This window comes from Roseovarius sp. SK2, from assembly GCF_028807495.1.
Classification (GTDB): domain Bacteria; phylum Pseudomonadota; class Alphaproteobacteria; order Rhodobacterales; family Rhodobacteraceae; genus Roseovarius; species Roseovarius confluentis.
The window spans coordinates 38,506-56,839 of sequence record NZ_JARAMK010000016.1 but is presented as its reverse complement, the minus strand read 5'-3'; the positions used below and the strand labels follow the sequence as shown (position 1 = coordinate 56,839).

The 18,334-nt window shown below is 64.5% G+C and carries 16 protein-coding genes; 9 read left to right on the top strand and 7 right to left on the bottom strand.

The annotated features are described in order from the left end of the window. The first annotated feature begins 54 nt into the window (after positions 1 to 54). Positions 55 to 1,458: an acylating sulfoacetaldehyde dehydrogenase gene (gene sauS / locus PVV74_RS21685; protein ID WP_274594626.1), complete on the top strand. Its 1,404-nt coding sequence runs from the start codon at positions 55 to 57 to the stop codon at positions 1,456 to 1,458. Beyond that, a complete protein-coding gene (locus PVV74_RS21680; protein ID WP_274594625.1) occupies positions 1,455 to 2,954 on the top strand; it encodes an AMP-binding protein in 1,500 nt (499 codons plus the stop codon). The genes sauS and PVV74_RS21680 overlap by 4 nt, the downstream gene beginning before the upstream one ends. Before the next feature lie 505 nt (positions 2,955 to 3,459). Here PVV74_RS21680 and PVV74_RS21675 read toward each other — a convergent pair. From PVV74_RS21675 to comD, 6 genes are all read right to left on the bottom strand, one after another. Further along, complete coding sequence (locus tag PVV74_RS21675) at positions 3,460 to 4,623, bottom strand: mandelate racemase/muconate lactonizing enzyme family protein (RefSeq protein ID WP_274594624.1); 1,164 nt, start codon at positions 4,621 to 4,623, stop codon at positions 3,460 to 3,462. A gap of 73 nt (positions 4,624 to 4,696) precedes the next feature. Beyond that, complete coding sequence (locus PVV74_RS21670) at positions 4,697 to 5,152, bottom strand: tripartite tricarboxylate transporter TctB family protein (protein ID WP_274594623.1); 456 nt, start codon at positions 5,150 to 5,152, stop codon at positions 4,697 to 4,699. Further along, positions 5,152 to 6,654: a tripartite tricarboxylate transporter permease gene (locus PVV74_RS21665; RefSeq protein ID WP_103764981.1), complete on the bottom strand. Its 1,503-nt coding sequence runs from the start codon at positions 6,652 to 6,654 to the stop codon at positions 5,152 to 5,154. The genes PVV74_RS21670 and PVV74_RS21665 overlap by 1 nt, the downstream gene beginning before the upstream one ends. Before the next feature lie 26 nt (positions 6,655 to 6,680). Next, positions 6,681 to 7,637, bottom strand: coding sequence for a tripartite tricarboxylate transporter substrate binding protein (locus tag PVV74_RS21660; protein WP_274594622.1), 957 nt, complete (start codon positions 7,635 to 7,637; stop codon positions 6,681 to 6,683). A gap of 46 nt (positions 7,638 to 7,683) precedes the next feature. Continuing rightward, a complete protein-coding gene (gene comE / locus PVV74_RS21655) occupies positions 7,684 to 8,247 on the bottom strand; it encodes a sulfopyruvate decarboxylase subunit beta (RefSeq protein WP_274594621.1) in 564 nt (187 codons plus the stop codon). Between the two features lies 1 nt (position 8,248). Further along, positions 8,249 to 8,746, bottom strand: coding sequence for a sulfopyruvate decarboxylase subunit alpha (comD, locus tag PVV74_RS21650; protein ID WP_103764984.1), 498 nt, complete (start codon positions 8,744 to 8,746; stop codon positions 8,249 to 8,251). A gap of 142 nt (positions 8,747 to 8,888) precedes the next feature. Between comD and PVV74_RS21645 the strand changes: the two genes are divergently transcribed. Further along, positions 8,889 to 9,794, top strand: a complete 906-nt coding sequence (locus PVV74_RS21645; RefSeq protein WP_274594620.1) for a LysR family transcriptional regulator — start codon at positions 8,889 to 8,891, stop codon at positions 9,792 to 9,794. Between the two features lie 91 nt (positions 9,795 to 9,885). Next, the gene (locus PVV74_RS21640; RefSeq protein WP_274594619.1) at positions 9,886 to 11,331 is read left to right on the top strand and encodes an FAD-binding oxidoreductase; all 1,446 of its coding nucleotides are present in this window, start codon (positions 9,886 to 9,888) and stop codon (positions 11,329 to 11,331) included. A gap of 191 nt (positions 11,332 to 11,522) precedes the next feature. Here PVV74_RS21640 and PVV74_RS21635 read toward each other — a convergent pair whose 3' ends face one another. Continuing rightward, on the bottom strand, positions 11,523 to 13,568 hold the full coding sequence (locus tag PVV74_RS21635; protein WP_274594618.1) for a TonB-dependent receptor domain-containing protein: 2,046 nt from the start codon (positions 13,566 to 13,568) through the stop codon (positions 11,523 to 11,525). Positions 13,569 to 13,770: 202 nt separating this feature from the next. On the opposite strand from PVV74_RS21635, the gene PVV74_RS21630 reads away from it, so the two are divergent. The 5 genes from PVV74_RS21630 to PVV74_RS21610 are packed head-to-tail and all read left to right on the top strand — an operon-like array spanning position 13,771 to position 18,327. Beyond that, positions 13,771 to 14,823 carry a hemin-degrading factor gene (locus PVV74_RS21630; protein ID WP_274594617.1) on the top strand — a complete coding sequence of 351 codons (1,053 nt, stop codon included), beginning with the start codon at positions 13,771 to 13,773 and terminating at the stop codon, positions 14,821 to 14,823. Further along, positions 14,823 to 15,716: a heme/hemin ABC transporter substrate-binding protein gene (locus PVV74_RS21625; protein ID WP_425061947.1), complete on the top strand. Its 894-nt coding sequence runs from the start codon at positions 14,823 to 14,825 to the stop codon at positions 15,714 to 15,716. The genes PVV74_RS21630 and PVV74_RS21625 overlap by 1 nt, the downstream gene beginning before the upstream one ends. A gap of 3 nt (positions 15,717 to 15,719) precedes the next feature. Next, positions 15,720 to 16,787, top strand: a complete 1,068-nt coding sequence (locus tag PVV74_RS21620; protein ID WP_274594615.1) for a FecCD family ABC transporter permease — start codon at positions 15,720 to 15,722, stop codon at positions 16,785 to 16,787. After that, positions 16,784 to 17,566, top strand: coding sequence for a heme ABC transporter ATP-binding protein (locus PVV74_RS21615; protein WP_274594614.1), 783 nt, complete (start codon positions 16,784 to 16,786; stop codon positions 17,564 to 17,566). Before PVV74_RS21620 ends, PVV74_RS21615 begins: the two co-directional genes overlap by 4 nt. 11 nt (positions 17,567 to 17,577) lie before the next feature. Then, complete coding sequence (locus tag PVV74_RS21610) at positions 17,578 to 18,327, top strand: ChaN family lipoprotein (protein WP_274594613.1); 750 nt, start codon at positions 17,578 to 17,580, stop codon at positions 18,325 to 18,327. Positions 18,328 to 18,334 lie beyond the last annotated feature (7 nt).

The window sequence follows — 18,334 nt, the reverse complement described above, 5'->3', positions numbered from 1 at the left end:
CCACCGGGGCGCGCGCCATCAATTGCGCGCCCCTCACCAGAAAGGTTTTGCATCATGAACGCCCCTGACCCCATCGCAGACCTGGATGCCATCATAGCCCGCGCCCGCGCCGCCCAAGGCCGGTACGAGGCCGAAGGCAGCCAACAGCGCTACGACCGCGCCGCACAGGCCGTCGCATGGGCGATCATGGAACCGGACCGCAACCGGGAACTGGCCGAACTCGCCGTGAAAACCACGGGGCTCGGGAACGTGCCCGACAAGATCACCAAGAACCACCGCAAGACTCTGGGTCTAATGCGCGACATAAAGGGCGTCACCACCTATGGCGTCATCCGCGACGACGCCGCCACCGGCATCACAGAAATCGCCCGCCCCAAGGGCGTGGTTGCCGCTATCGTGCCCTCGACAAACCCCGCCGCCACACCCGCCAACAACATCATCAACGCGCTGAAATGCGGCAACGCCATCGTCGTGGCCCCCTCGCCCAAGGGCGTGCCCAGCTGCGAGAAACTGCTCGAATTCATCCACGCCGAGTTCGTCAAGATCGGCGAGGATCCCGACCTTGTCGGCATGGTCCCCGCGCCCGGCTCCAAGGACAAAACACAGCGCCTCATGGAAACCTGCGACATGGTCGTCGCCACCGGCAGCCAGAACAACGTCCACCGCGCCCAGACCTCCGGCACACCCGCCGTCGCCGTGGGGGCGGGCAACGTCACCGTCATCGTCGATGAAACCGCGGATCTCGACGCCGCCGCCGAAAAGATCCGCGCGTCCAAGACCTTCGACAACGCCACGTCCTGCTCGTCCGAAAACTCGGTCGTTGTGGTCGAGGCCGTGCGCGACGCCTTCCTCGCCGCCATGGCACGCGCGGGCGGCGCTACGGTCGAGGACGAGGCCGCCGTCCTCGCCGCCCTCTGGCCCGACGGGCATCTCAACCGCGAGGTCATCGCCCAGGACGCCGACAAGATGATCGACGCGCTCGGCCTAACCGGCCAGGTTCCCGAAGGCACCGAATATATCGCCGTGCCCACCGCCCGCATCGGCCCGGAAAACCCGCTCTCGGGTGAGAAACTCAGCCGCGTGCTTGCGCTCTATTCAGCGAAGGATTTCGGCGACGCCCTCCGCATCACGCGCGACATCCAGCTGTTTCAGGGCGCGGGCCACTCCGTCGGCCTGCACAGCACGGACGACACGCGCCCTATGACGCTGGCCCGCGCCATCCCCACCAGCCGCATCATCGTCAACCAGGCTCATACCTTCGCCACCGGAGGCGCCTTCACCAACGGTATGCCCTTCTCGCTCTCCATGGGCTGTGGCAGCTGGGGCGGCAACTCCATAGACGAGAACGTCCATTGGAAGCATTTCCTGCAATCGACCAAGATCGTGCGCGAAATTCCAGCCAACGAGCCCACGCTCGAGGATATCTTCTCCGACTACTGGAAAGCCACCGGCCAATGAAGCTGCGCTGCGACACACCGCCCGAAGGCACCGTTCGTGACTGGCTTGCCGCCCGCGCGGATCGGGGCGGCACCGCAATCGTCTTCCCCGAGGACGGAACCCGCCTCGACTGGCCTGCCCTGCGGGACGCCGCCCTCGCCTTCGCCCGGGCACTGACAGCCCGTGGCGCGGCCCGCGGCGAAAGCGTCGCCATCGTCGCCCCCAACAGCCGCGACGGGCTCACCGCCCTTTACGGCGCGCTTGCGGGGGGCTTCCGCGCCACCATGATCAACCTCGCGGCAGGCCGCGATGCCATAGCCTACGCGCTCGAGCATTCCGAGGCCCGCTTCGGCTTCGTTCACGACGCCTGTGCCGATCAATTCGGCGCCGCCAACGCCACCAGCGTCATTCCCGTCGCCCTTTCCGAACGGGCCGACGCCGACCTGCACGATGTCGCTCCCCACGACCACGGTCTCCTGATGTACACCTCGGGCACCACGGGCCGCCCCAAGGGTGTGCTGCACACCCATGCCAGCCTTCTGGCCGGGGGCTGGACCACCGCCATCGCCCACGACCTCTCCCAGGCGGACCGCGGATTCTGCATTCTGCCTATCTACCACATCAACGGCCTCTGCGTGACCGTCATGGGCAGCCTTGTCTCAGGCGGCTCCCTCGCCGTCACGTCGAAGTTCTCCGCCTCCCGCTTCTGGCATCAGGCGGCACAAGCCGAGGTCACGTGGTTCTCCGCCGTACCAACCATCATCTCGCACCTGCTGCACGGCACTGACGAGCCCAGCCCGGAGGTCCGCAACCGCCTCCGCTTCGGTCGCTCCGCCTCCTCGGCGCTGGCGGTCGAGACGCAATCCGCCTTCGAGAGCCGCTTTTCCGTGCCTCTCATTGAAACCATGGGCCTCACCGAAACCGCCGCCCAGATCCTCTCCAACCCACTGCCCCCCGCCACACGCAAGATCGGCTCCTCGGGCATCGCCTATGGCTGCGACATCCAGATCCAGGACACGTCCGGCGCCCCCGTACCCGCGGATACGGAGGGCGAAATCACCGTGCGCGGCGCCAACGTGATGCAGGGCTATCTCAAGAACGCGCAAGCCACCCGCGACACGTTCCGCAACGGCTGGCTGCGCACCGGCGACCTCGGCCGCATGGACGCCGAAGGCTACGTCTTCGTCACCGGCCGCCTCAAGGAACTAATCATCAAGGGCGGCGAAAACATCGCCCCCCGCGAAGTGGACGAGGCGCTTTACACCCATCCCGATGTGATCGAGGCCGCCGCCTTCGCCAGGCCCTGCACCACCTACGGCGAAACCGTCGAGGCGGCGGTGCGCGTTCGCGACGGCTCCACCCTCAAGAGCGCCGACCTGATCGATATCTGCCGCAACCGTCTCGGCGCGTTCAAATCCCCCGACGAGATCCACTTCCTCGACGAACTGCCCAAAGGCCCCTCGGGAAAGATCCAGCGACTGAAACTCGCGGAAATCCTCGAACCCGCCGACCGCTGACGGCACATCCCCGTCTCGCCCCGCTCTGGCAGCACCGCGCGATCGGCCGCCTGCGCCAGTTCCCGCACGGTCTTTTCGATCACCAAGAGCGCCATCTCGGTTGCGTCCCGCAACTGCCCCAGCGCCGCCCAGATCTCCGCCCAGGTTAGCGGCGCCGACCCCCTTAGCCTCTTTGAGGATCATCAGCTTGACGTTGCTCACAAGCGCCCGCCGATCGCCGGCATCTGCGGCTCAGCCCCGGACGGGGACGCCGCTACCTTTCACGCACGCTCTTCCAGCCGGCAGAGCATTTCCGCCGCGTGCGCCCGGTTGTGAACAGACGTGCCATTTTGACCCCGTAGCGGGGTGAGCGGCGTCCAAGAATCCCCCTTACACTGATGTGGATGATGGCCCCGAGGTCATCGGGGAGCACAGTGTGAGTTGTTGGCGTGGAGGCGATAGCGAAGATCCGGCGGGCGTATTTTCAGGACAAGAAGTCGAGAAACCGATACCGGAATGAATGAAGTCATTCTGCCAGCGCGCGCATCACTTCGATCAGGTCGGATTTGCCTTCAAAGCCGATACCGGGCAGTTCGGGCATGAGGATGTGCCCCTTTTCGACCTGCACCCCGTCTGGGAAGCCGCCGTAGGGCTGGAAGAGATCCGGGTAGCTTTCGTTGCCGCCCAGACCGAGTCCTGCCGCGATGTTCAGTGACATCTGGTGGCCGCCGTGCGGGATGCAGCGCGACGGCGACCATCCGAGTTCGTTTAGAACATCGAGTGTACGCAGGTATTCGACAAGCCCGTAGGACAGCGCACAGTCGAATTGCAGCCAGTCCCGGTCGGGCCGCATCCCGCCATGGCGTAACAGGTTGCGCGCATCCTGATGCGAGAACAGGTTCTCACCGGTCGCCATGGGACCGGGATAGAATTCAGCCATCGCGGCCTGAAGCTGATAGTCCAGCGGATCACCGATTTCCTCGAACCAGAAGAGCGGGTATTGCCGCAGCATTTTGGAATAGGCGATCGCGGTCTCGAGATCGAAGCGTCCGTTGGCATCCACGGCCAGTTGCGCCTCGGTTCCGATTTCTGTCAGCACCGCTTCGATCCGGCGCTGGTCTTCCTCGATGGACGCGCCCCCGATTTTCATCTTCACGACGTTGTAGCCGCGGTTGACGTAGCCGCGCATCTCATTGCAAAGCGCGGTGTCGTCCTTGCCCGGATAGTAGTAACCACCGGCGGCATAGACGAAGACGCGCGGGTCCGCCTCGCGCCCCTTGCGGTCGGCCAGCAGCCGGAACAGGGGCTTTTCCTCGATCTTGGCAATTGCGTCCCAGACGGCCATGTCGATGGTGCCGACCGCGACCGAGCGTTCACCGTGGCCGCCCGGCTTTTCGTTCTGCATCATGGCCGCCCAGACCTTGTGCGCGTCCAGATTGCTGCCCTCGTCGTTCAGGAGCGATGCGGGTTCTGTCTCGAGGATGCGGTCGCGAAAGCGCTCGCGGATGAGACCGCCCTGGCCGTAACGGCCATTGGAGTTGAAGCCATAGCCGACCACCCGGCGTCCGTCCCTGACCACGTCCGTCACGACGGCCACCAGGCTTGCCGTCATCTTGCTGAAGTCGATATAGGCATTGCGGATGGGTGACGAGATCGGCTTGGTCACCTCACGGATATCAACGATTTTCATGGGCGTGTTCCTTGTTCGGGCTTGCTGTCGACTTGGTTTCTGGCACGTACGCTTGGTAAGCGGAGGCCTAATCTCACGGCAGCGGAACGTGCAGAACGTAGCGGAAAAGAGCGAAAAACGCGATCATGACCGCCGCGCCACTGCCAGCGTAGAGCATTGCAGTCATCGGCGTCCATTTGTCATGCATCGCCGCGACGAGGCCGCCCGCGAAGGCGATGGCGCCACTGGCCAGAAAGCCGACATGAGGGATGGCGAGGCATCCCGCGAACATGGCCACCATCAACAAGACCCTGCGCCACCAGGTGCCGGTTCCGAAGCCGCCGCTATCGCTCGGATGCAGGAAGCGCGTGACCAGCGACAGCCCGGCCGTCAGGATCATCAGGATCGCGACGGTGCGGGGAAACACCTGGCTGTCACGGTCGGAATACCCCGTGGTGTCGTAGAGCGCGACGATCCCCATGATCACGAAAAGCGCGGAAATCACCAGCGATCCGATATGGCCTTCCCGGTGGCGTTGCTGGTCTGGCATCAGGTCTGCTCCCGTGCTTTCTTGCGGCGCCGCCTGGCCGTGTAGAGCGGCAGAAACAGGGTGATCAGCGTGAATGCGATAATCCCCTGCGAGATGGGACGCCCGAAAAACATGCCGAAGAGGTTGCCCGTGGCCGAACCGATGGTCCAGCCCTGTACGAAACCCTGTTCTGCAATGGGGCCCAGGATCAAGCCCAGCACGATGGGCGAGGCGGCGAAGCCGAAGCGTCCCACGACCCAGCCAAAGACGCCGAGGCCCAGCATCAGGATCACGTCAGTGACGCTGTTGCGGATCGAGAAGGTGCCGATGATGGTCATGAAACCCACCGTCGGCACGAGCACGGCCTTGGGGATATTCACGATCGACTTGTAAGCGTAGCGCCCGATCAGAAGCCCCGCGGGCAGCATCAGGACGGTGGCGATCAGCAGGCCGTAGATGAAGGTAAAGACGATAGAGCCGCTCTGGGTGAACATCGTGGGGCCGGTACGTACACCCTGCACCAGCAGGGCACCAAGCACGATGGCATCGGGCGGCGTGCCGGGAATGCCCAGAACCAGCGTCGGGATAAAGCCGCCGCCCACGGTGGCGTTGTTGGCGGATTCGGTCGCGAGGATGCCGTCGGGCTCGCCCTCGCCGAATTTCTGGTCGGGCTTGCCGGTGCGCTTGGCCTCGGAATAGGCGACGAGCCCAGCGACCGAGCCGCCCGCGCCGGGCAGGATGCCGATCAGGGTCCCGATGACCGACGACCGGATCAGGTTGAACTTGGAGCGCGTCGCGATGCGGAACGCCTCGCCGATGCGGACCGAGCGCACGTCCTCTTCCATCTTGAGGTGGCGGTCGGGCGTCGCAACAAGGTCGATCAGCACCGGGATACAGTAAAGCCCGATCAGCGCGCCGATAACGCCGAAGCCGCCGACCAGCATCTGGCTGCCGAAGGTAAGCCGGATATCGGCCGAAACCTCGGCCACGCCGACGGTGGAAAGCAGCATGCCGAAGGCGCCACCCGCCAGCCCCTTCATCAGGTTCCCGGTGGACAGCGACGCGATCAGTGAGAGGCCGAAGATCGACAGCCAGAAATACTCGATCGGCCCGAAGGCCAGCGCCACCTTCGACAGGGGCGGCGCCAGCAGCAGGAGCGAGAACGCCCCAACAAGCCCACCGACAACCGAGGCGAAGCAGGCGAGTGCCACCGCGAGGTCGCCGTCCCCGCGCTTCGCCATGGGGTAGCCGTCAAACGTGGTGGCGATTGCCGAGGGCGTGCCGGGCGTGTTCAGCAGGATCGCCGCATAGGCCCCGCCATAGATTGCCCCGGTATAAATCGCCCCCAGCAGGATCAGCGCCGAGGCGGGATCCATGCTGAACGTGATCGGCACCAGCACGGCCAGCGCCATCGTTGCGGTAAGGCCCGGAATCGAGCCGACGATCGTGCCCGCCACGACACCGAACAACGCCAGAACCAGGTTGAAGGGTGTCAGGGCGGACAGGAAGTGACCGAATTCCATGTGTCGGGCCTTTGTGCGCGGTCAGCTTATTCGATCAGTCCCGCCTCACGCGCATCGCTGAGATATTCCTCGCTGCGCGCGGCCATGAAATCGTCCATGCCGTCCGCCTCGACATCCAGCATCGCAAAGCCGTTATACAGCATCTGCTGACGGAACTCGGGGTCGTTGTTGATTTCGGCGATCATGTCAGACCACATTTTGGTGACCTCGTCGCTGGCGGAATTGGGCAAGGCGATCCCGCGATAGGCGCCGCCCACCATGTCATAGCCCAGCTCCTTGAAAGTCGGAACATCCGGGAAAAGCGGATGACGTTCTTCCATCGCGACGGCCAGCATGCGAACTTCTTCGCCCTGCGTCGCGGCGACGGTGGAATAGCCCCACTCCGCCTTGACCTGGTTGCCAAGCAGAGCCGTCACGGCCGCGCCGGTGCCCTTGAAGGGAACGTAGGTGGTCTGGATTTCGGCCATCTTGTCGAACTTGATATGCGCAAGGTGGTTCGCCGTGGCCTTGCCCGAGCCCGACATGGTGACCTGCGCCGGATTCGCCTTGGCGTCCTCGACCAGGTCTTCAAGCGTCTGGTAGGGGCTGTCGGCCCGCACGATGATCGCATCCGGCGTGAAGTGGAACATGTGGAAGACGTTCAGGTCTTCGGTCTTGAACCCCACATCCTTCTGCGCCGGCTTGATGATGATATGGGGCAGGTTGACGCCCATGATTGTCTGACCGTCATCGCTGAGGCCGTTAAGCGTGGCCCAGGCGACCGCGCCACCGCCGCCGGGCTGGTACGAGATCACCATGTCCTGGCCGAACGTGTCCTTGAAGAACGGTTGCTGAAAGCGTGCGGAAATGTCGGACTCTCCCCCGGGTCCGAACGGGATGATATAGTTGACCGGCCCGTTGAGTTCGGCGGCAGCGGCACCAGTTGCCAGCGATGCGGTCACGGCCAGCGCCGCGCTCATCTTCAGAAATGTTCTCTTCAGCATGTATTCCTCCCAGAGTTGCCTATTATCGGCGTTTTCGCCGTCTTGATTATGCGTTGGCCTCCTTCAACGCGTTCATGAACCGGTCGCGGATCACCACCGGATCGGTCGTGATGACCGAAACCGGGATGTTCCCGCTTTCGCATTTGCACACGATTATGGTCATCCTGTCACCGTCCAGCGCGTCTTTCATGACGGCTGCGCAGTCTTCGGCCTGGCACTCGATGACGTTTTCGCACCCGCAGGCCTCCGCCACCCTGGCCAGCGACGTCTTCATGCCGGCATAAGTCGGCTGGTCGCCGGTGGAGCCATAACTGCCATTGTCGATGATCAGCAGGATGAAATTGTCGGCCACGTTGTTGGCGATGGTGGGCAGCGTGCCGAAATTGGTCAGGACCGAGCCGTCACCGTCGATCGAGATCACCTTTTTCGACTGGGCCAGGGCCACGCCCAGCCCGATGGACGAGGCGAGACCCATGGTGCCCAACATGTAGAAATTCGTCGGCTGGTCATCCAGCATGTGCAATTCCTGGCTGGGCAGGCCGATATTGCAGACCACGAAATGATCCGAGATCAGCGGGACCAGCGTGCGCAGGACGTCAGATCGGATCATGTCAGTACCCTTTCCAAAAGGTGGCATCCGTCAGGATCGCGACCGGTTTGTTGCACATGAAGGTGTATTCCAGGATCCGGTCCAGTTCTTCGGCGTCGGATTCATGATGGAAGTGATAGGTCGGGATGTGAAGCTGATTCAGCAGCGCCTTGGTGTGCACCGCCATTTCCACCTGGCAGGCCACCGGCTCGCCCAACTCTCCGCGATAGGAGATCAGCATGGGCAGCGGCATGCGGTAGAACTGTGTCAGCGTCACCAGCGTGTTGATCGTCACCCCCAGGGCGGTGTTCTGCATGATGATCGCGGACCGCTTGCCGCCCATGAAGGCGCCGGCGCAGATGCCGATGCCTTCGTCTTCCTTGTTCGCGGGGATGTGATGGATGTCCTCGCATTGGTCGATTTCGGCAATCACACCGGCAAGCTGTTTGCACGGGACCGTCGTGACCAGTTTGACGTCGTTCTTGACCAGATCCGCGACGATCTTTGCGTCGATGCTCACGCGCAGGCCTCCCCCTCGATGCGTTCATGTTCCACGATCTTGCGCGATAAGAGAAGCTTTAACAAACCAACATTCTTTTCTCATTTGTAAATCTCTGCTTTAGTAAAGCGCGCCTTTGGTCCTGCTATGAAAGCGTTCTGCCATGTCGATCACGCTATTCAAGACCCTTATCGCCGTCGCCGAGGAAGGCAGCTTCAATGCCGCGGCAGACCGCGTCTGCGTCACCCATGCGGCGGTGGGCCAGCAGATGAAGCGACTGGAAGAGACGCTGGGCGTGGCGCTCTTCGACCGCTCGCAGAAGTCCCCGCGCCTGAACCAGCTGGGGCGCGCCATGGTGCCCAAGGCCAAGGAGGTCGTCGCCTCCTACGAGACGATCCTCGACGACCTGACCGGCGATCCGCGCCTGATCGGGGATATCGTGCTGGGGGCGGTGCCGTCGACACTGCGCGGGCTTGTGCCCAAGGCGATGAAGGGGCTGATTGGACAGTATCCGGACCTGCGCATCCGGTTGGTGCCGGGGCTGAGCCCGACCTTGCAGGAGATGGTCGAGACCGGCACCGTCGACGCCGCGCTGGTCAGCGAGCCAAGCCGGACGCCGGCCACGATGACCTGGATGCCGTTCGCGGTGGAAAAGCTTGTGCTGCTTACCTCGGTGGAAGTAACCGAAACCGACCCCGAGCGCATCCTGTCCGCCAAACCCTTCATCCGGCACAGCGCGCTGTCGGCCATCGGGGTGATGGCCGAGGATTGGCTGGCGCGACGCAGGCTGAAGGTGCGCGACATGATGGAGATGAGCTCTCTCGACACGATCGCGAGCATGGTGGCGCATGATCTGGGCGTGTCGATCGGCCCGGATTTCTGCGTGCCGGACCCGATCTTCGGCAGCCTTCGCAAGCTGTCGCTGGGGCCCACGGCGCCGTCTCGGACATTAGGCATTCTGAGCCGGGCGGATTGCTCGAAATACCGGCTGGTCGAGCGGTTCCTCGACGAACTCACCGAGACTGTCGAGGCCCATGGCGGGCGGACGATTTCTAAAGAGATGGCTTAGATAATCGCAAATTATCTTGCCTTGCTAAAGGCCGCTTTTGCCACAGAATGAGCCCGAACGAGGATCAGACGACAGGAGCACCGGGCAGTTGGTGGCGTTCAAGACCGTGGAAGACAGAACACTGAATGATATCAGGGCGATCGTCGGGGAGACCGCCTGCAAGTCCGGTCAGGATGCCGCGCGCTATTACGAAGACCCACGCGGCAGCTTCACCGGCAAGGATTGTGTTGTCGTCCTGCCCGAAACCACCGACCAGGTGTCACAGATCGTCCGGCTGTGCAACGCCGCCGGCATCGCGATCATTCCCTATGGCGGAGGCACAGGCGTGGTCGCAGGACAGCTTTCGCTGGACAGCGACGCGGCCATCATCCTGTCGCTGGAGCGGATGAACCGGGTGCGCAGCGTGTCGCCGGATGATTTCGTGATGGTCGCCGAGGCCGGCTGCGTGCTGGAAAACATCCACGCCGAGGCCGCACGACACGACCTGATGTTCCCGCTCAGTATGGCGTCGAAGGGCAGTTGCACCATCGGCGGAAACCTGGCCACCAACGCGGGCGGCATCCAGGTGCTGCGCCATGGCAATGCCCGCGACCTTTGCCTGGGGATCGAGGCGGTAATGCCGTCGGGCGACGTGTTGGAGGAGTTGAGCCCCCTGCGCAAGAACAACACAGGCTATGACCTGCGGCACCTTTTGATCGGCAGCGAAGGCACCCTTGGCATCATCACCGCCGCCAGCCTGACCTTGAAACCGCTCGACCCGGAGGCCGTGACCGCCTTTTGCGCCATCTCGTCACCGGCGGATGCGTTGCGGACCCTGCGCACCCTGCGCAGGGCCATCGGCAATCGCATGAACGGGATGGAGTTGATGAGCGGTTTCGGCGTGGACCTCGTTTGCGCGCATTTCCCGACGCTGAGGAAACCCTTTGCCGAGGATCATCATTGGTACCTGCTGATCGATGCCGCGGGGAACCCGGGCGTGCGGGATGAGACCGAGGCGGCGCTGGCGGACTGTATCGAGAAGGGGTTCATGCTCGACGTCGTGATGGCCGAATCCGAAGCTCAGCGCAGCGCACTCTGGTCGCTGCGCGAGCATACGCCCGACGCCAACCGCAAGACCGGCGCGTTTTGCAGCAGCGATACCGCGGTGCCGATCGGCCAGATCGAGGCGTTCGTGTCGGGGACGCATGCGGCGATCACCGGCGTTCACGAAGGGCTGCGGACGAACAGCTATGGTCACATCGGCGACGGGAACATTCACCACAACGTCTTTCCGCCGGAGGGCATCGCCAAGGCCGACTTTTTGCAAGCTCACCCCGCCATCGCCAACCGCGTACGGGAGGCGATCAACGAAGCGACTTTGGCACTGGGCGGATCGATCAGTGCCGAACACGGGATCGGTCGCCTGAAACGGAATGATCTGAAGCGGCATGCAAGTGCCAGCAAGATGGTCCTCCTCCGACAGATCAAGCAGGCCATCGACCCGAAAAACATCATGAACCCCGGCGCACTTGTGGATTGGAGCGGCTGCGCGGACTGAGACGTCAGTCCCGGCAAGACGCTCAAAAGAGTTCGGAAGACTTTGCATAGTCCAGCTTGGGCCGTGAGTGACGCTTGGGAAGGACAGCGAACAGTGGCCCCTCTTGCGAATGGTTGTTTGCCACTATGGGCCGATCCTGCGCGAACCGGCCCTTTTCGATAGGTGTCGGAGGCAAAGCACCAAGCGCCGCCTCAGAACGCCTGCGTAAGCGAGACCCTGAACGTCCGCCCCGGCGCCTTGCGCGTGGGTGAGGACAGATGCCCGACATAATTCTTGTCGAACGCATTCTCGATCCCGAACCGCACCTCGGTGTCTTCCAGCCAGTTTGTCTCGGGCTTCCATGTGGCGCGAAGGTTATGCACCGTCGTGTCGCCAAGATCCGCGCCCAGCGCGTCGAAACGGTCGGCGACATGCACCACCTCCCAGCTGAGGTCGAGGTCGTCACCGACCCGCTGGCCGACCGTCAGTTGCAGCCGGTCCGCCGCACTATTGCGCCAGGTATCGGAGGTGCCGTCGGGGTTGTATTCCCGCCCCTCGCCGACATGCCCGGCGAAATCGACATAGAAACCGCCCGCCGTGCCATAGGACGCCTCAAGCTCCAGCCCCTCGGTCGTCACGCCGTCAAGGTCGGTCCCCGTCGCTCCGGCCACCGTATAGGTGGTGATGTCCCACAGCTTCGTCTGGTAAAGGTTGCCGCGCACGGTGAACGAGTCGCCTCCTGCGAACACGTCGGTGCCGGTATAGGCGGCACCGATCTCGAACGTGTGCGACTTTTCCGTCATGGCCAGCCGGCGCTGCGAGGTGGGCGTGGAATCAAGGTCATCGATAAGCGGCAGGCCTTCGGTATAAGCGGCGCTGCCGAACACCGAGATCCCGTTGCCGAAATCATAGGCCAGCGCCAGCCCCCCCATCAGCGCATCGTTGCTGTAGCTGTCGGGCACCCCGGCCAGCGGCGCCGAACTTTCGATCCTTGAGCTTTCATAGCGCAGCGCCGGCGTTACCGTCACCGGGCCGATCGTCATCTCGTTCACCACGAAGGCGGCAAACCGGTCATCCGTGCCGCCCGGTGCCGCGGCCGCGTCAAGGCGCATTTTGTGAATACCTTCGATCCCGGCCAGCATGTCATGCTCGACCTGCCCCGTCGTGAACAGCGCCCGGTTCGAGAGGGTCAGCTTGGTCGTCTCGTAACGGTTGTCGGCACAGATCACGCCAAAGAACGGATTGGCGCAGAACACCGCCACGGGCTGTCCGCCCTGGAAGGGCGAGCTTCCGTCGATATAGGTCGTGTCGATCTTCTGGTCGGCATAGGACAGGTTCGCCCGCAGGTCGATCAGGTCGTTGACCGGGTTGAACCGGTATTCGACGGTCGTCTGTTTCGTGTCGGTGATGCGGTCGACCCGGCCAAAGTCGCCCGATGTCGTCTGGAACTGGTCATAGGGCACGTCCTTGTCGTCGGCCTCGGTCCGTGAATGGCTGAACATCAGCGAATGCGCATCGTCCTGACCAAAGGTGAACCGGGCCTTGGCCAGGAAGGACGGCGTCTCGAACGAACTGTTGCCGATCTTCGTGCCGTCCCCGGCCTCCAGTGTGCCCTGCTCGCGCCAGGTGTAGTTCAACAGGAACTCGGCCCCCTCGGCGGGCATCCACGCAAGGTTCGTCGAACTGGTGAACCCATGTCCGTTCGAGCTGAACTCCAGCGTCTGCGACCCGCCAAACCCGGGCACCCCGCCGGTGAAATCCGACGCGTCCTTTGTCTCCAGCTTCACGACGCCCCCCACGATACCCGAGCCATAGGCGAAACTGCCGATCGTGCCGCGGATCACCTCGACTTCCTTGTAGAGCAGTGGATCGGTGAAAAGCTGCGTGCCCAGCCGATAGATCTCTTCCGACCCGACCGAGGCACCGTCGATCTGCACGGCGATCTTCTGGTCCGAACCGTAAGTGGTGTTGGCCCCGAACCCGCGGATGTTGATCCCCGACCCCTGCGGCGTGGTGCCGTTCACCAACGTCACGCCGGGAACCGAGTCGATCAGCTGCGCGACGGTGCTGGCCTGCCGGTCCTTGATTTCCTCTTCGTCGACAACGGTCCGCGGCAGCGCGGTGCCGAATGTCAGGTCCCGTTTGCCGGGTGTCAGGACCAGGGTCCCCAGAAAGCCGGGCTCGTCCTGCGCCATGGCCGTTCCGGCCAGGGACAGGCAGACGAGCGCGGTCGTCCCACGCATGAATGTGGTAAGCATGAACGCCATCCTTGTTGCACGTTTGTAACCGGTGCTTGCGAAGGGCTGGCGCGGTAGATTGATTGGTTTGCGGTGAAGGTCACCACGATGGGTTGCACCGTTACTCATAACCAAGTAAAACAGTCAAGTAATTTATCGACAGCCACGCTCCAAAGCATCGCGAGCCAAGCCATCGGACCCACCTTCACTCCGAGGATGCCCAATGAGCGAGCGATCTGCCCCCACCCCCGCTTCGATACGCGCCTTCCAGGCCGAGAACCCCAAGATGCGCACCCGCGATCAGGCCGACGCGCTCGGGATTTCCGAGGCCGAGCTTGTCGCCGCCCATGTCGGTCGCGGCACGGTGCGGGTTGCCGCGCATCCCGACCGGATCATCCCCGCCGCCGAGAAGCTGGGCGAGGTCATGGCCCTGACCCGGGTCGAGGCCTGCGTACACGAAAAGGTGGGCGAATACGGCAACTACCATCCCGGCGAACATGCCGCGATGACACTGACCGAGGATATCGACCTGCGGATTTTCCAGTCGCACTGGGTTCACGCCTTCGCCGTGGAAACCCCGTCGGATGAAGGCCCGCGCCGGTCGCTCCAGGTGTTCGACGCCGCCGGCGACGCCGTGCACAAGATCCACCTGCGTGACACCTCGCATCATGATGCCTGGGCAGGCATCACGGGCGGCCTCGCGCACGAGACTCAGGCCGAAGGTCAGACAGTCGCGCAGCGACAACCCGTCGAAGCACCAAAATCGCGGCCCGACAAGCTCGACATCCTGCGCGAGGAATGGGCGCGCCTGACCGACACGCACCAATTCCTGCGCCTGTGCTCGAAGCTGAAGATGAACCGGCTGGGCGCTTATCGCATCGCGGGCGCGCCCTTCGTGCGACAGCTCGATCCCACCGCGGTCGATGCGATGCTGCACGCCGTACGCGATTCCGGGATCGAGATCATGCTTTTCGTCGGCAACCGCGGCTGCATCCAGATCCATTCCGGCCCGATCCGCCACTTGCACCCGATGGGACCGTGGCAGAACGTGATGGATCCCGGTTTCAACCTGCACCTGCGGCGTGACAAGGTGGCCGAGGTCTGGGCGGTCGAAAAACCCACCCAACGCGGCCCCGCCATCTCGGTCGAGGCTTTCGATGCCGAAGGCGGCCTGATCTTCCAGACCTTCGGGCTGGGCAAGGAAGGAGGCGATTCGCGGCCCGAATGGGGCCGGATCGTCGCGGACCTGCCTTCGCTTGAAGAGGTGCCGGCATGATGTGCGGAAAGTCGAAAAGCGTCGCGATCGCCACGCTCTGCACGTCGATGGTCGGTGCCTTCGTTGCGCTGGCCGTCAGCGCGCAGCAGGCCGAGACCCCCGCCAATCCACATGCCGAGATCCTGTCCATCGGCAGCGCGGTGACCGAGATCGTCGCCGCGCTGGGGCAGGACCACCGCCTGAAGGCGCGCGACACCACCTCGACCTACCCGCCCTCGGTGCAGGACCTGCCCGACGTGGGCTACATGCGCGCGCTCTCGCCCGAGGGCGTTCTGTCGGTTGGCCCCTCCCTCATCATCGCAGGTGAAGGCGCCGGCCCGCCCGAGGCGCTGGACGTGATCCGTGCCGCCGATGTCGAGTTCGTCGAGGTGCCCGACGCCCTGACCACCGACGGCATCCTGCGCAAGATCGACATCGTGGGCGACGCGCTTGGCGTGCCCGAGCAGGCCGATGCGCTCGCCACCGAGGTCGAGGCCGAGATGCAGGCGGCCATCGAGGACGCCCGCCGCCCCGAGGCCGACAAGAAGCGCGTGCTTTTCGTGCTGTCGACCCAAAGCGGCCGGATCAACACCTCGGGCACCGGCACCGCCGCCGACGCGATCATCCGCATGGCCGGCGGCGTGAATGCGATCTCTGAATTCGAAGGCTACAAGCAGGTCACCGACGAGGCGATAGGCACGGCCGCACCTGACGTGATCCTGATGATGGACCGCACCGGCGATCATGCAGCCGACGATGATACGCTCTTTGCCATGCCCGCGATCCGCCTGACGCCCGCGGCACAGGACCGTGCAGTGGTGCGCATGGACGGCCTTCTGCTGCTGGGCTTCGGCCCCCGCACCGCGACTGGTATCCGCCAGCTCAACGCCGCGCTTTACGGCACGGACAGCTAGACCATGGCCGCCGTCACCGATATCGACGCCGCCCCACGTGACCGCGCATCTCGCGCGCGCGCCCTGCATTGGGCGCTGGCGGCCGCGCTGATCCTCGTGTCCCTCGCCAGCCTTCAGGTCGGCGCGACCGACGTGAGCCTCTCGAACCTCGCGGCCAAGCTGGCGCAGGGCGAGGCGCTGACCCGGATGGACCGCGTCGTGCTGTGGGATATCCGCCTGCCGCGCCTCGCCATGGGCGGGCTTGTCGGTGCGGCACTTGCGGTGTCGGGGGCCGCGATGCAGGGGCTCTTTCGCAACCCGTTGGCCGATCCCGGTATCGTCGGCGTGGGTGCCGGCGCCGGGCTGGGGGCCATCCTCGCCATCGTGCTGGGCGGACTCCTGCCGCCGTGGGTCAATACCCTCACCGGCAACCAGTTGACGCCCTTCGCCGCGTTTCTCGGGGGGTGGGGCTCGACCCTCCTGCTCTACCGCGTCGCCACGCGCCACGGACACACGTCTGTGGCCACGATGCTGCTGGCGGGCATCGCGCTCGGGGCGCTGGCCGGGGCGGTGTCGGGCATTCTGGTCTATATCGCCGACGACACGCAATTGCGCGACCTGACCTTCTGGGGCTTGGGCTCTCTGGCAGGGGCCAGCTGGGCCAAGGTGCTGACGGCGGGGCCGATGATCCTGCTGGCGCTAGGCGCCGCGCTGACGCTGGGGCGCGGCCTGAACGGGCTGGCCCTGGGCGAGGCGACGGCGGCCCATATCGGCGTCAGCGTCCAGCGCCTGAAATCCATCGCGATCCTCGCTGTCGCGGCGGCCACCGGTGCCGCCGTCGCCGTCTCTGGCGGCATCGGCTTCGTCGGCATCGTCGTACCGCACCTTCTGCGGCTCGCCTCCGGCCCGGACCACCGCACGCTGCTTCTGAACTCAGCGCTGCTTGGCGCCATCCTGCTGATCCTCGCGGATGTCATCGCACGGGTCGTGATCGCCCCTGCCGAACTGCCCATCGGGATCGTCACGGCGGTGCTCGGGGCGCCGGTCTTCCTGTGGATCCTGCTGACACGCCGGGGGCTTGCCGATCTATGAGCTTCATCGCCGAGAATATCCGCGTCTCCTATGGCGCACGCGAGGCCCTGCGCGGCGTTTCCTTCAACGCCGATCCCGGCGCGTTCACTGCCATCGTCGGCCCCAACGGCTCGGGCAAGTCCACGCTGCTGGGGGCGATGACGGCCTCCCTGCCCCATACCGGCGCGGTCCGCTTGAACGGCCGCGACATAGCGGCGATGAAACCGTGGGAACTGGCCTCCGAACGTGCGGTCCTGCCTCAAGCGGCGCGCCTGGCCTTCCCGTTCACGGTAATCGAGGTGGTGCGCCTCGGCCTGCAATCGGGCACCGCCGGCGACCGCCCCGAGGTGCCCATGCAGGCCCTCTCCCGCGTCGGCCTCGCTCATTACGCCAACCGCACCTTTCAAGAGCTGTCCGGCGGCGAGGCGCAGCGCGTCATGCTGGCCCGCGTTCTGGCCCAGGTCTGGAGCCCGGTCGAGCATGGTCGCCCCCGCTGGCTGTTGCTGGACGAACCCGTCAGCAGCCTCGATATCGCGCACCAGTTGCAGGTGATGGAGATCGCCCGTACCTTCGCCCGCGCCGGCGGCGGCGTGATTGCCGTCATGCACGACCTGAACCTGACGGCCCTTTTTGCCGACCGCGTCGCCGTCCTGTCCGAAGGGCAGCGCCTGGCCTTCGGCACGCCCGCCGAGGTGCTGACCGATGAAACCCTCTCGCTGGCGTATGGCTGCGAGCTGCGTGTTTGCTCTCCACCGCCCGCCGGTGTGCCCTATATACTGCCGCACGCGGCCTCTGCCTGAAAGGATACCCGGTGCGCCTTGCCATTCTCTTTCTCTGCTTCGCGGCGCCCGCGCTGGCCCAGCCCGCCGCGGATATCGTCATTCTGGGCGAAGTTCATGACAATCCCGACGCCCATCTGGGCCAGGCCGCGGCGATTTCCGAATTGCAGCCCAGCGCGGTCGTCTTCGAGATGCTGACCGCTGAAGAGGCTGCCCGCGTCAATACCGACCGGTCGTTGGCCGAAGAGGCATGGACAGCCAGCGGCTGGAGCGATTTCGACCTCTACGCCCCCATCTTCGATGCTCTGGAGGGCGTAACGATCATCGGCGCTGCCGCCCCGCGCGACAGCGTGCGCACGGTCTATACCGAGGGTGCCGCCAAGATCTTCGGCACCGACGCCGCGCGTTTTGGCCTGGACACGCCCCTGCCCGAGGATCAGCAGACCATCCGCGAAGAGATGCAGTTCGCTGCCCATTGCGAGGCCATGCCACGCGACATGATGGCCGGGATGGTCGCCGTGCAACGCTACCGCGACGCGGTGTTCGCCCGCGCAGCACTCGACGCGCTCGACACCCACGGCGCGCCTATCGTCGTGATCGCCGGAAACGGCCACGCCCGCACCGACTGGGGCATCCCCGCGATGATCGCCCGGGCCGCACCCGACGTCAGCACGCACTCCATCGGCTTTGTCGAGGCCGGGACCGACACGTCCTTCGATGAAACCCGCACCGTGCCCACGGCCCAGCGGGACGACCCCTGTGCTTCGCTCACCAACCAGTAAGGACCCC

What these genes read in the sequence shown, in the direction of transcription:
- PVV74_RS21630 (WP_274594617.1), top strand. Translation starts at nt 13,771, where the DNA reads ATGAGCGAGCGATCTGCCCCCACCCCCGCTTCGATACGCGCCTTCCAG.
- PVV74_RS21635 (WP_274594618.1), bottom strand. Translation starts at nt 13,568, where the DNA reads ATGCTTACCACATTCATGCGTGGGACGACCGCGCTCGTCTGCCTGTCC.
- PVV74_RS21615 (WP_274594614.1), top strand. Translation starts at nt 16,784, where the DNA reads ATGAGCTTCATCGCCGAGAATATCCGCGTCTCCTATGGCGCACGCGAG.
- PVV74_RS21665 (WP_103764981.1), bottom strand. Translation starts at nt 6,654, where the DNA reads ATGGAATTCGGTCACTTCCTGTCCGCCCTGACACCCTTCAACCTGGTT.
- comE (WP_274594621.1), bottom strand. Translation starts at nt 8,247, where the DNA reads ATGATCCGATCTGACGTCCTGCGCACGCTGGTCCCGCTGATCTCGGAT.
- PVV74_RS21670 (WP_274594623.1), bottom strand. Translation starts at nt 5,152, where the DNA reads ATGCCAGACCAGCAACGCCACCGGGAAGGCCATATCGGATCGCTGGTG.
- PVV74_RS21645 (WP_274594620.1), top strand. Translation starts at nt 8,889, where the DNA reads ATGTCGATCACGCTATTCAAGACCCTTATCGCCGTCGCCGAGGAAGGC.
- PVV74_RS21680 (WP_274594625.1), top strand. Translation starts at nt 1,455, where the DNA reads ATGAAGCTGCGCTGCGACACACCGCCCGAAGGCACCGTTCGTGACTGG.
- sauS (WP_274594626.1), top strand. Translation starts at nt 55, where the DNA reads ATGAACGCCCCTGACCCCATCGCAGACCTGGATGCCATCATAGCCCGC.
- PVV74_RS21660 (WP_274594622.1), bottom strand. Translation starts at nt 7,637, where the DNA reads ATGCTGAAGAGAACATTTCTGAAGATGAGCGCGGCGCTGGCCGTGACC.
- PVV74_RS21675 (WP_274594624.1), bottom strand. Translation starts at nt 4,623, where the DNA reads ATGAAAATCGTTGATATCCGTGAGGTGACCAAGCCGATCTCGTCACCC.
- PVV74_RS21620 (WP_274594615.1), top strand. Translation starts at nt 15,720, where the DNA reads ATGGCCGCCGTCACCGATATCGACGCCGCCCCACGTGACCGCGCATCT.
- PVV74_RS21625 (WP_425061947.1), top strand. Translation starts at nt 14,823, where the DNA reads ATGTGCGGAAAGTCGAAAAGCGTCGCGATCGCCACGCTCTGCACGTCG.